General features: G+C 60.9%; 13 protein-coding genes. All 13 read left to right on the forward strand.

The genetic code is table 11. The features are described 5' to 3' along the window. Positions 1 to 15 precede the first annotated feature (15 nt). The 13 genes from C5F53_RS03285 to asd all read left to right on the forward strand — a co-directional run bounded on the left by C5F53_RS03285 (position 16) and on the right by asd (position 11,949). Positions 16 to 822: a GntR family transcriptional regulator gene (locus tag C5F53_RS03285; RefSeq protein ID WP_105259876.1), complete on the forward strand. Its 807-nt coding sequence runs from the start codon at positions 16 to 18 to the stop codon at positions 820 to 822. A gap of 103 nt (positions 823 to 925) precedes the next feature. Further along, complete coding sequence (gene sdhC / locus C5F53_RS03290) at positions 926 to 1,369, forward strand: succinate dehydrogenase, cytochrome b556 subunit (RefSeq protein ID WP_105259877.1); 444 nt, start codon at positions 926 to 928, stop codon at positions 1,367 to 1,369. A 13-nt stretch (positions 1,370 to 1,382) separates the two neighbouring features. After that, entirely contained in the window at positions 1,383 to 1,748 is a 366-nt protein-coding gene (gene sdhD, locus C5F53_RS03295) for a succinate dehydrogenase, hydrophobic membrane anchor protein (protein ID WP_105259878.1), read from the forward strand. Positions 1,749 to 1,775: 27 nt separating this feature from the next. Then, positions 1,776 to 3,566, forward strand: coding sequence for a succinate dehydrogenase flavoprotein subunit (gene sdhA / locus C5F53_RS03300; RefSeq protein WP_105259879.1), 1,791 nt, complete (start codon positions 1,776 to 1,778; stop codon positions 3,564 to 3,566). A 15-nt stretch (positions 3,567 to 3,581) separates the two neighbouring features. Then, on the forward strand, positions 3,582 to 4,286 hold the full coding sequence (locus C5F53_RS03305) for a succinate dehydrogenase iron-sulfur subunit (RefSeq protein ID WP_105259880.1): 705 nt from the start codon (positions 3,582 to 3,584) through the stop codon (positions 4,284 to 4,286). Positions 4,287 to 4,307: 21 nt separating this feature from the next. Next, a complete protein-coding gene (locus tag C5F53_RS03310) occupies positions 4,308 to 4,586 on the forward strand; it encodes a succinate dehydrogenase assembly factor 2 (RefSeq protein ID WP_105259881.1) in 279 nt (92 codons plus the stop codon). Between the two features lie 10 nt (positions 4,587 to 4,596). Further along, positions 4,597 to 5,907, forward strand: coding sequence for a citrate synthase (gene gltA / locus C5F53_RS03315; RefSeq protein WP_105259882.1), 1,311 nt, complete (start codon positions 4,597 to 4,599; stop codon positions 5,905 to 5,907). Between the two features lie 240 nt (positions 5,908 to 6,147). Further along, the gene (locus tag C5F53_RS03320) at positions 6,148 to 7,080 is read left to right on the forward strand and encodes a LysR family transcriptional regulator (protein ID WP_105259883.1); all 933 of its coding nucleotides are present in this window, start codon (positions 6,148 to 6,150) and stop codon (positions 7,078 to 7,080) included. 26 nt (positions 7,081 to 7,106) lie between these two features. Next, positions 7,107 to 8,555, forward strand: a complete 1,449-nt coding sequence (leuC, locus tag C5F53_RS03325; RefSeq protein ID WP_105259884.1) for a 3-isopropylmalate dehydratase large subunit — start codon at positions 7,107 to 7,109, stop codon at positions 8,553 to 8,555. 25 nt (positions 8,556 to 8,580) lie between these two features. Next, the gene (locus C5F53_RS03330; RefSeq protein WP_105259885.1) at positions 8,581 to 8,709 is read left to right on the forward strand and encodes an entericidin A/B family lipoprotein; all 129 of its coding nucleotides are present in this window, start codon (positions 8,581 to 8,583) and stop codon (positions 8,707 to 8,709) included. Continuing rightward, positions 8,706 to 9,356 (forward strand): 3-isopropylmalate dehydratase small subunit, encoded by a 651-nt coding sequence (gene leuD / locus C5F53_RS03335; protein WP_105259886.1) that lies wholly within the window; start codon positions 8,706 to 8,708, stop codon positions 9,354 to 9,356. Before C5F53_RS03330 ends, leuD begins: the two co-directional genes overlap by 4 nt. A gap of 80 nt (positions 9,357 to 9,436) precedes the next feature. After that, the gene (leuB, locus tag C5F53_RS03340; protein WP_105259887.1) at positions 9,437 to 10,507 is read left to right on the forward strand and encodes a 3-isopropylmalate dehydrogenase; all 1,071 of its coding nucleotides are present in this window, start codon (positions 9,437 to 9,439) and stop codon (positions 10,505 to 10,507) included. 311 nt (positions 10,508 to 10,818) lie between these two features. Then, positions 10,819 to 11,949 carry an aspartate-semialdehyde dehydrogenase gene (asd, locus tag C5F53_RS03345; protein ID WP_105259888.1) on the forward strand — a complete coding sequence of 377 codons (1,131 nt, stop codon included), beginning with the start codon at positions 10,819 to 10,821 and terminating at the stop codon, positions 11,947 to 11,949. Positions 11,950 to 12,123 lie beyond the last annotated feature (174 nt).

Raw genomic sequence — 12,123 nt, forward strand, 5'->3', positions numbered from 1 at the left:
GCACCCCCTCGCACCATGGCCGCCATCCCACCCTCTTCGAGCGACCCTTCTGCCTCCGCAGAGGCCGAAACGGGCGCGGCCAGCGGGCCCTCATTCACGCCTGCATTCAGCCCGCTGTACCAGCAGATCAAGGTGTTGATGCTGCAGAGCCTGCAAAGTGGCGAATGGAAGCCCAGCGCCGCCATCCCCAGCGAACTCGAACTGGCGGCACGTTTCAAGGTCAGCCAGGGCACGGTGCGCAAGGCGATTGACGAACTGGCCGCGGAAAACCTGCTGGTGCGCCGCCAGGGCAAGGGCACCTTTGTGGCCACCCATGCCGAGCACCATGTGCAGTACCGCTTTCTCAAGCTTTTCCCCGACAACGGCGACCCCAACAGCGAAGGCCCGGCCCAGCGCAAGATCATCGACTGCAAGCGCCTGCGTGCCTCCGCCGAAGTCGCCCGCGCGCTCGCCCTGCGCCCGGCCGATGCGGTGCTGCAGGTGCGGCGCGTGTTGTCGTTTGCCGGCGTGCCCACGATTCTGGAAGACCTGTGGTTGCCCGGCACCCCATTCAAGGGGCTGACGGCCGAGCGCCTGGCCGACTACAGCGGCCCCATGTACGCCCTGTTTGAAACCGAATTTGGCGTGCGCATGGTGCGCGCCGAAGAAAAAATCCGCGCCGTACTGCCGGACGCGGACCAATGCAAGCTGCTGCACACAACGGCACAGACGCCGCTGCTCAGCGTGGAGCGCACGGCTTATACCTATAACGACACCCCCATGGAGATGCGCCGCGGCCTGTACCTGACCGACACACACTACTATCGAAATGCGCTAAATTGACCCGCTGCGCCGTGCAAGACCAATGTCAGATTGGTGCGGTGCAATAGAATTTTGGCTGGCTGCGCCAAAATTACATACCAGTTACAACCAAGAAAGCCCATCCATGACTGAGCTCACCTCCGCTAGCAAACGCCCTCGACCCGAATTTCGCAACATCAACGCTCTGTCGGACCTGCCCACCTACCGCCTGCCCCCCGCTGGTTGGGTGTCCATCCTGCACCGCATCAGCGGCGCCATCATGTTCATCCTGATGCCTTTCATTATCTGGATGTTCGACACCTCCGTCTCCTCGGAAATCTCATTTGCAAAGTTCAGCAGCGTATTTAGCGTGGGCGTCGGCGTGGTGCCAGGCTGGTTCTTCAAACTGGTGGCGCTGGCCATTCTGTGGGCCTACCTGCACCACTTCATCGCTGGCATGCGCCACCTGTGGATGGACATCAACCACGCAGTGAGCAAAGAGTTTGGTCGCTCTTCGGCCATCGTGACCCTGGGCCTGGGCACCGCATTGACGCTGGTGCTCGGTTTGAAATTGTTCGGCGCCTACTAAAGGAAATACAAAAATGGCAGTGAATTACGGTTCCAAGCGTGTCGTCGTTGGCGCGCACTACGGTCTGCGCGACTGGCTGGCGCAACGCGTCACCGCAGTGTTGATGGCTCTGTTCACCCTGGTGGTGCTGGCCCAGGTGATTTTTTCCAGCGGCCCCATCGGCTACGACAAATGGGCAGGCATTTTCTCCTCCCAGTGGATGAAGGTGTTGACCTTCTCGGTCATCGTGGCCATGCTGTACCACGTGTGGGTCGGCATCCGTGATATCTGGATGGATTACATCAAACCCGTGTCCATACGCCTGTCCTTGCAGGTGTTCTCCATTGTGTGGCTTGTCGGTTGCGCCGGCTGGGCCATCCAGGTCCTGTGGCGTCTCTGATCTCCCCTCCTACCAGGCAATCCATTCATGTCTTACTCCGTATCCAAACGCAAATTTGACGTTGTCATCGTCGGCGCCGGTGGCTCCGGCATGCGCGCGTCCCTCCAGTTGGCCCGCGCCGGCCTGAACGTCGCCGTCCTCTCCAAAGTATTCCCCACCCGTTCGCACACCGTGGCCGCCCAAGGTGGCATTGGTGCCTCGCTGGGCAACATGAACGACGACAACTGGCACTACCACTTCTACGACACCGTCAAAGGTTCCGACTGGCTCGGCGACCAGGACGCCATCGAATTCATGTGCCGCGAAGCCCCCAAGGTTGTGTACGACCTGGAACACATGGGCATGCCGTTTGACCGCAACCCGGACGGCACGATTTACCAGCGTCCGTTTGGCGGCCACACCGCCAACTACGGCGAAAAAGCCGTGGAACGCGCCTGCGCTGCGGCGGACCGTACCGGCCACGCCATGCTGCACACGCTGTACCAGCAAAACGTCGCGGCCAAAACCAGCTTCTTCGTGGAGTGGATGGCGCTCGACCTGATCCGTGACGCCGACGGCGATGTGGTCGGTGTGACTGCATTGGAAATGGAAACCGGCGATATCCACATTCTGGAAGCCAAGACCACGCTGCTGGCCACCGGCGGTGCGGGCCGCATCTTTGCCGCCTCCACCAACGCCTTCATCAACACTGGTGACGGCCTGGGCATGGCGGCACGTGCCGGCATCCCGCTGGAAGACATGGAGTTTTGGCAGTTCCACCCCACCGGCGTGGCCGGTGCCGGCGTGTTGCTGACCGAAGGCTGCCGTGGCGAAGGCGCCATTTTGCTCAATAGCAATGGCGAACGCTTCATGGAGCGTTATGCGCCCACCTTGAAAGACCTGGCACCGCGCGACTTCGTGTCCCGCTCTATGGACCAGGAAATCAAGGAAGGCCGCGGCTGCGGCCCGAACAAAGACTACGTGCTATTGAAGCTGGACCACCTGGGTGCCGACACCATCCATAAGCGCCTGCCTTCGGTGTACGAAATCGGCGTGAACTTCGCCAACGTGGACATCACCAAGGAACCGATTCCCGTAGTGCCCACCATCCATTACCAGATGGGTGGCATCCCCACCAACGTGAACGGCCAGGTGGTCGTGCAAAACGGTGATGTGCACAACCAAGTCGTCAACGGCCTGTACGCCGTGGGCGAATGCTCCTGCGTGTCGGTGCACGGCGCCAACCGCCTGGGCACCAACTCGCTGCTGGACCTGCTGGTGTTCGGCCGTGCCGCCGGCAACCACATCGTCAACTACATCAAGACCAGCAAGGCCCACAAAGACTTGCCCAAAGATGCCGCAGACCGCACGCTGGCCCGCGTCTCGCGTCTGGACAACGCCACCAGCGGCGAATACGCCCAAGACGTGGCCAACGACATGCGCGCTTCCATGCAGCAACACGCGGGCGTGTTCCGCACCCAGAAGAGCATGGACGAAGGCGTGACCAAAATCGCCGCCCTGCGCGACCGTGTCAACGCGATCAACCTCAAAGACAAATCCAAGGTGTTCAACACTGCGCGCATCGAAGCGCTGGAAGTCGAGAATCTGATCGAAGCCGCCCAGGCCACCATCGTGTCCGCCGCAGCCCGCCACGAAAGCCGAGGAGCCCACACCGTGGACGACTACAGCGATTCCGTCGAGCACCCCAATGGCCGCAATGACAAGGAATGGCACAAGCACACGCTGTGGTACAGCGAAGGCAACCGCCTCTCTTACAAGCCTGTCCAGATGAAACCTTTGACCGTGGACTCTGTCCCGCTCAAGGTTCGTACGTTCTAAAGCGAGATTCAGACCATGACCAAACGCACTTTCTCCATCTACCGCTACGATCCGGACAAGGACGCAAAGCCCTACATGCAAGACATCGAGGTGGAACTCGATGGCCACGAACGCATGCTGCTGGACGCCCTGATGAAGCTCAAGGCGGTGGACCCCACCATCTCCTTCCGCCGCTCCTGCCGCGAAGGCGTGTGTGGCTCGGACGCCATGAACATCAACGGCAAAAACGGTCTGGCATGCCTGACCAACATGCTGACCCTGCCCGGCAAGATCGTGTTGAAGCCCCTGCCCGGCCTGCCCGTCGTTCGCGATCTGATCGTCGACATGACGGACTTCTTCAAGCAGTACAACTCGGTCAAGCCCTACCTGATCAACGACACCGTGCCGCCCGAAAAGGAGCGTCTGCAGTCCCCCGAAGAGCGCGAAGAGCTCAACGGCCTGTACGAGTGCATCTTGTGCGCCAGCTGCTCCACCTCCTGCCCCAGCTTCTGGTGGAACCCCGACAAGTTCGTGGGCCCCGCAGGTTTGCTGCAGGCCTACCGCTTCATTGCGGACAGCCGCGACCAGGCCACCGGTGAACGCCTGGACAACCTGGAAGACCCCTACCGCCTGTTCCGCTGCCACACCATCATGAACTGCGTGGACGTCTGCCCCAAGGGCTTGAACCCCACCAAGGCGATTGGCAAGATCAAGGAAATGATGGTCCTGCGGACCGTCTGACCTTTACCCGGTAAACAGCACGTGACAGAAGCACTGATTGACGAACGGGCCCTGAGCAAGCTGCAGTGGCGTTGCCGCCGCGGCCTGCTGGAAAACGACCTCTTCATTGAGCGCTTCTTCCAACGGTTCAGCCCCTCTTTGACGGTCCGCCAGGGCGATGCCTTGGCAGCCCTGATGGACCTGAGCGACAACGACTTGCTGGACGTGCAACTGGCACGCAAGTCGCTGGCCCAGGTGGATGCGCAGCTGGACCGCGCGGACGTGCACGAAGTTTTGAAAATGTTGAGAGAACCTCTCTGAAAGGCGAAAGATGAAACTAGCTGACAACAAAGCCACCCTGTCGTTCAGTAACGGCAGCCCCAGCGTCGATTTGCCGGTGTACCAGGGCAATGTCGGTCCCGATGTTGTGGACATCCGCAAGCTGTACGCCCAGACCGGCATGTTCACCTACGATCCGGGCTTTTTGTCGACAGCTTCCTGCCAGTCGGCCATCACCTACATCGATGGCGACAAGGGTGAGTTGTTGTACCGCGGCTACCCCATCGAACAGCTGGCCACCAACTGCGACTTCCTGGAAACCTGCCACCTGTTGCTGTACGGCAACCTGCCCGATGCTGCTGGCAAGGCCGACTTCACCAAGCGCGTGACCAACCACACCATGGTCAACGAGCAGATGCAGTTCTTCCTGCGTGGCTTCCGCCGCGATGCGCACCCTATGGCCATCATGACCGGCCTGGTGGGCGCCATGTCGGCCTTCTACCATGACAGCACCGACATCAACAATCCGGAGCACCGCGAAATCTCCGCGATCCGCCTGATTGCCAAGATGCCCACGCTGGTGGCCATGGCCTACAAGTACAGCGCTGGCCAGCCTTTCATGTACCCCAAGAACGACCTGAGCTACGCTGGCAACTTCTTGCACATGATGTTTGCCACACCCTGCGAAGAGTACAAGGTCAACCCCGTGATCGAACGCGCGCTGGACCGCATCTTCATCCTGCACGCCGACCACGAACAAAACGCCTCCACCTCCACCGTGCGCCTGTGCGGTTCGTCCGGCACCAACCCGTTTGCAGCCATTGCCGCCGGTGTGGCGTGCCTGTGGGGCCCATCGCACGGCGGCGCCAACGAAGCCTGCCTGAACATGCTGGAAGACATCCAGAAGATGGGTGGCATCAGCAAGGTCGGCGAGTTCATGAACCAGGTCAAGGACAAGAGCTCCGGCGTCAAGCTGATGGGCTTTGGCCACCGCGTGTACAAGAACTACGACCCCCGCGCCAAACTCATGCAAGAGACTTGCAAGGAAGTGCTGACCGCCCTGGGCCTGGAAAACGACCCGCTGTTCAAGCTGGCCATGGCACTGGAAAAGATTGCCCTGGAAGACGACTACTTTGTCCAGCGCAAGCTCTACCCCAACGTGGACTTCTACTCCGGCATCGTGCAACGTGCCATCGGCATCCCCGTGAGCCTGTTCACCGCCATCTTCGCGCTGGCCCGCACCGTGGGCTGGATTGCCCAGCTGAACGAAATGATTGGTGACCCCGAGTACAAAATCGGCCGTCCCCGCCAGTTGTTCACTGGCTCGGTCAAACGTGACGTGACGCCTATCAGCCAACGCTGATCGCCGGCAGCCCTGCTCGCTGCCAAAGACCCAAAGCCCCGCCGCCAGCAATGGCCGCGGGGCTTTTTTATATGAAAAAGACCTCTAGCCCCGGTGGAATATGCGCCAGCAGCTACTCTTTTCATAGCACCTTGGGTCATAACCACTGCCGACACAAGACATCGCCAACCACGATGCCTAAACTGCGATTTAGGTAGGAAAATAGCGAAAGCAATCGCAAATGGCGATGGCATACCCCCCATGAAATCCGCCCCGCCCAACCTCACCCGCCGCCTGGACCTGGCCTCGCTTCAGCTCTTCGTGGCCGTCTGCGAGCTGGGCAGCATCGGCAAGGCGGCAGAGCGGGAGTTCATTGCACCATCCGCACTGAGCAAGCGCCTGAGCGATCTGGAAACGACATTGGGAACTGCACTACTACACCGCCATTCCCGCGGCGTGCACCTCACCCCCGCCGGGCAAAACCTGCTGCACCACGCGCGCAGCGTGTTGTTCAGCCTGGAGCGCATGCAGTCTGAACTCAGCGAATACGCCGACGGAGTGCGTGGCCAGGTGCGCATGCACGCCAGCATTTCGGCCACCGTGCAGTTTCTGCCCGAGGACCTGGGCGCCTTCATCCGCGCGCACCAGGGCATCAAGATTGACCTGGAAGAACACCTGAGCAGCGAAGTGATCCGCGCGGTGCAGGAAGGCGCAGCCGACCTCGGCGTCTGCAACACGGCCGATGGTGTGGGCGAACTGCAAACCCGGCCCTACCGGCAAGACCAACTGGTACTCGTCGTGCCCGCAGGCCACGCACTAGCAGACCAGGGCGCGGTGGCCTTTGAAGAGACGCTGGCGTTTGACCATGTGGGCCTGCACTCCAACAGCTCCATCTATGTGGCCATGCGCCAGGCCGCCGCCGCGCTGGGGCAGAGCATCCGGCTGCGCATCCAGGTCACCGGGCTAGACGCCATGGGCCGCATGATCCACAACGGCCTGGGCATCGGCGTGATGCCACTGCGCGCCTTCACCCTGATGCACAGCTCGGGCGAGCTCAGTGCCGTCGCCCTGCGCGACCCCTGGGCCACCCGCCAGATCGAGCTGGTCGCCCGCGACTTCTCTACCCTGCCGCGCACCGCGCGGCTGCTGGTGGACCACCTCACCGCTATGGCCCCGCAGGGGACCAAGGCCTAAAATTGAATTTCAAAAGGAAGACATCCATGGCACGCACGCTTTACGACAAACTCTGGGACGACCACGTCGTCCACACCGAGGAGGACGGCACGTCCATCCTCTACATTGACCGCCACCTGGTCCACGAAGTGACCAGCCCCCAGGCCTTTGAAGGCCTGCGCGTCGCAGGCCGCAAGGTCTGGCGGGTCAGCTCCATTGTGGCCACCGCGGACCACAACACGCCCACCACGGGCTGGGAGCTTGGCTACGACGGCATCACCGACCCCACCAGCAAAGAACAGGTCACCACACTGGACGCCAACATCAAGGAATTCGGCTCCGCGGCCTTCTTCCCCTTCCTGTCCAAACGCCAGGGTATCGTGCACGTCATCGGGCCTGAAAACGGCGCCACCCTGCCCGGCATGACGGTGGTCTGCGGGGACTCGCATACCTCCACCCACGGCGCGTTTGGCGCACTGGCCCACGGCATTGGCACCAGCGAGGTGGAGCACGTGATGGCCACGCAAACGCTGCTGGCCAAGAAGGCCAAGAACATGCTGGTGAGGGTGGACGGTGCAGTTGCCCAAGGTATTACCGCCAAGGACATCGTGCTGGCCATCATCGGCAAGATCGGCACGGCCGGCGGCACGGGGTACACCATTGAATTTGGTGGCGCAGCCATCCGTGCCCTGAGCATGGAAGGCCGCATGACGGTCTGCAACATGGCCATCGAAGCCGGTGCCCGTGCTGGCCTGGTGGCCGTGGACGAGAAGACGATTGACTACGTCAAGGGCCGCCCCCTGGCCCCTGGCGCCAACGCCGCCAGCCCTGAAGCTGCAGCCGTGGAATGGGACCAGGCTGTGGCGTTCTGGAAAACACTGCACTCCGATGCAGGCGCACATTTCGACACCGTGGTGGAACTGGACGCCAGCCAGATCGTGCCGCAAGTGACCTGGGGCACCTCGCCCGAGATGGTGTTGGGCATTGATGCCCGCGTGCCTGACCCTGACAAGGAAAAAGACGCCAACAAACGCGGCGCCATTGAGCGCGCACTCACCTACATGGGCCTGGAGCCCGGCAAGGCGCTGGACGACTTGTTTGTCGACAAAGTGTTTATCGGCTCCTGTACCAACAGCCGCATCGAGGACATGCGCGAAGCGGCCACCGTGGTGAAGAAGCTGGGCCAAAAAGTGGCCAAGAACATCAAGCTGGCCATGGTCGTGCCCGGCTCCGGTCTGGTGAAAGAGCAAGCCGAGCGTGAAGGCCTGCACGAGATTTTCAAGGCCGCGGGTTTTGAGTGGCGTGAACCTGGCTGTTCCATGTGCTTGGCCATGAATGCGGACCGGCTGGAGCCTGGCGAACGTTGCGCCTCCACCAGCAACCGCAACTTCGAAGGCCGGCAAGGCGCCGGGGGCCGTACCCATCTGGTAAGCCCCGCCATGGCCGCCGCTGCGGCCATCCATGGCCATTTTGTTGATATCCGCAAATTCTCCTGACCTAACCCACCAAGGACACATCACCATGAAAACCATTGTTTACGCTGTGTGCGCATCTGCCCTGTTGTTGCTAACCGCCTGCAACACCGTCAAAGGCGTGGGCCAGGACATCCAGAAGGCCGGCGAAAAAATCGAAGGCGCTGCCAAAAAATGAACAAATTCACCCTCCACAAGGGACTGGTCGCCCCCATGGACCGCGAGAACGTGGACACGGACGCCATCATCCCCAAGCAATTTCTCAAGTCAATCCGCAAAACCGGCTTTGGCCAGAACTTGTTTGACGAGTGGCGCTACCTGGATGCGGGCTTTCCCGGCCAGGATCCCGCCAGCCGCAAACCCAACCCGGACTTTGTGCTGAACCAGCCGCGTTATGCGGGCGCAAGCATCCTGCTGGCGCGCAAGAACTTCGGCTGTGGCTCCTCGCGCGAACATGCGCCCTGGGCGCTGGACCAGTATGGCTTTCGCGCCATCATTGCGCCCAGCTACGCCGACATCTTCTTCAACAACAGCTTCAAAAACGGCATGTTGCCTATCGTGCTGACAGAAGCCCAGGTGGAACAGCTGTTCAACGAGGCGCTCGCGTTCCCTGGTTACCAGCTCACCATCGATCTGGAGCGTCAGGTCATCGTGAAACCCCAGGGCGAAGAGATTCCTTTCGACGTGCAAGCCTTCCGCAAGTACTGCCTGCTCAACGGTTTTGACGACATTGGCCTGACCCTGCGCCACGCCGACAAGATCAAGGCCTTTGAGGCCCAGCGTTTAGCACAAAAACCATGGCTAGCCCGCACGATGACTGCGTAAACAGCTACCAAAACAATAGCAACTCAGGTAGGGTATGGCGCATGGCGCCAACCTGCCCCCACCAAATTTAAAGTCTGAATATGAAAATCGCAGTATTGCCGGGTGACGGCATTGGTACCGAAATCGTCGCGGAAGCCGTCAAGGTTCTGAACGCGCTGGCCCTCCCCCTGGAAATGGAAACCGCCCTGGTCGGCGGCGTGGCCTATGACGCGCATGGCCACCCCTTGCCTGAAGCCACGCTGAAGCTCGCCAAGGAAGCCGACGCCGTGTTGTTCGGCGCCGTGGGCGACTGGAAATACGACAAGCTGGAACGCCAGTTCCGCCCCGAGCAGGCCATCCTGGGCCTGCGCAAGAACCTGGGCCTGTTCGCCAACTTCCGCCCCGCCATTTGTTACGAGCAACTGGTGGACGCATCCAGCCTCAAGCCCGAGCTGATTGCGGGCCTGGACATCCTCATCATCCGCGAGCTGACCGGCGACATTTACTTCGGCCAGCCGCGCGGCCGCCGCATTGCCACCGATGGCCACTTCCCCGGCGCCGAAGAAGCGTTTGACACCATGCGTTACAGCCGCCCCGAGATCGAACGCATCGCCCACGTGGCCTTCCAGGCCGCGCGCAAGCGCAGCAAGCGCGTGACCAGCGTGGACAAGAACAACGTGCTGGAAACCTCGCAGCTGTGGAAAGACGTGATGGTCGAAGTCGGCCAGCAGTACCCCGACGTGGAGCTGGACCACATGCTGGTGGACAACGCGGCCATGCAACTGGTCAAGGCGCCCAAGAAGTTTGACGTGCTGGTCACCGGCAATATGTTTGGCGACATTCTCTCGGACGAAGCCTCCATGCTGACCGGCTCCATCGGCATGCTGCCATCGGCCAGCCTGAACAGCAGCAACCAGGGACTGTACGAGCCCAGTCACGGCAGTGCGCCTGACATTGCGGGCAAAGGCATTGCCAACCCGCTGGCCACCATCCTGAGTGCGGCCATGATGCTGCGCTTCAGCCTGAACCAGGAAGCCGCTGCGTTGCGTATCGAAGCCGCAGTAAAGAAGGTGCTGGAGCAAGGTTTCCGCACCGCCGACATCTACAGCGAAGGCACCATCCGCGCGAGCACCAAGGAGATGGGCGACGCCGTGGTGAAAGCATTGGCGTAACGACCCTCCGCAGGGCGACACACGGCGTTGTTGCCCTGCCACGTCAAAACCAATTCAGTCCGCGCGGGGCAAAAAATTCCTGTTTTGGGCTACAATAAAGCCATGTTTGCCGCCCGCCCCCTCTCCCTGAGCATTGCTTCTGCCCCCTTGGCAAGCAAGGCCGCGCGCGCAACCATCACCAAAACCACGACCATTAAGGGCTGACCCAGCCTGGTTCGTCGTGCGCCCACCCGGCCAGACGAGCCGGGCAAACAGTCCATAAACAGCCGTGTAAGAGCATCGTTTGTTTAACTATTTGAAAAGGCGTTGATATGAGCAAGTTGGTAGGTTTGGTTGGCTGGCGCGGCATGGTCGGCTCGGTGTTGATGGACCGCATGGCGCAGGAAAAGGATTTCGAGCTGATCGAACCCCTATTTTTCTCCACCAGCAATTCCGGCGGTAAAGCTCCGGCCTGGGCCAAGAACGAAACCACGCTGCAAGACGCCTTCAACATTGACGCGCTCAAGCGCTGCGACATCATCATCACCGCCCAAGGTGGCGACTACACCACCGAAGTGTTCCCCAAGCTGCGCGCAGCAGGCTGGAACGGCCACTGGATCGACGCCGCCTCCACGCTGCGCATGGACAAAGACGCCGTCATCGTCCTGGATCCGGTCAACCTCCCCGTCATACAGGACGCGCTCGCCAAGGGTGGCAAAAACTGGGTGGGCGGCAACTGCACCGTCAGTTGCATGCTGATGGGTGTGGGCGCACTCTACAAGGCCGGTTTGGTCGAGTGGATGAGCACCCAGACCTACCAAGCAGCCTCGGGCGGCGGCGCCCAACATATGCGCGAACTGCTGACCCAGTACGGCACCCTGAACGCTGAAGTGAAGGCCCTGCTGGACGACCCCAAGAGCGCGATTCTGGAAATCGACCGCAAGGTGATCGCAAAGCAACGCGCCCTGACCGGCCCCGAGACCGCCAACTTTGGCGTCCCCCTGGGCGGCTCGCTGATCCCGTGGATCGACAAAGACCTGGGCAACGGCATGTCTAAGGAAGAGTGGAAAGGCATGGCCGAAACCAACAAGATTCTGGGCATGGGCGAAGGCTTTGGCTCTAGCGCCATCCCCGTGGACGGTTTCTGCGTACGCGTGGGCGCCATGCGTTGCCACAGCCAGGCGCTGACCTTCAAACTGAAGAAGGACGTGCCTGTGGCCGATCTGGAGGCCATGATCGCGGCCGACAACGAATGGGTCAAAGTGGTACCCAACACCCGCGAAGCCACCATCCAGGACCTGACGCCTGTGGCCGTGACCGGCACCATGACGATCCCCGTGGGCCGTATCCGCAAGCTGGCCATGGGGCCGGAATACGTGGGCGCATTCACCATTGGCGACCAGCTTTTGTGGGGGGCTGCAGAGCCTTTGCGCCGCATGCTGCGCATTCTCTTGAGCGCGTAACACGCCGTTACAGCTCGTTGTCGACAGGCAACACAAACTTCAGCAGCGGATAGCGAAGGCACCCGGCTTTTAAAGTTAAAACGTTTCTTAGCTTGTCAGGCTAATACATTGATGCTATTGTACTTTTTACGTTTTGAGAGTCGGGCTTGTTCGCCTGAAAACTGATAAGTTAAT

The sequence above is a fragment of the Rhodoferax sp. TS-BS-61-7 genome (genome assembly GCF_002943465.1).
Taxonomy (GTDB): domain Bacteria; phylum Pseudomonadota; class Gammaproteobacteria; order Burkholderiales; family Burkholderiaceae_C; genus Allorhodoferax.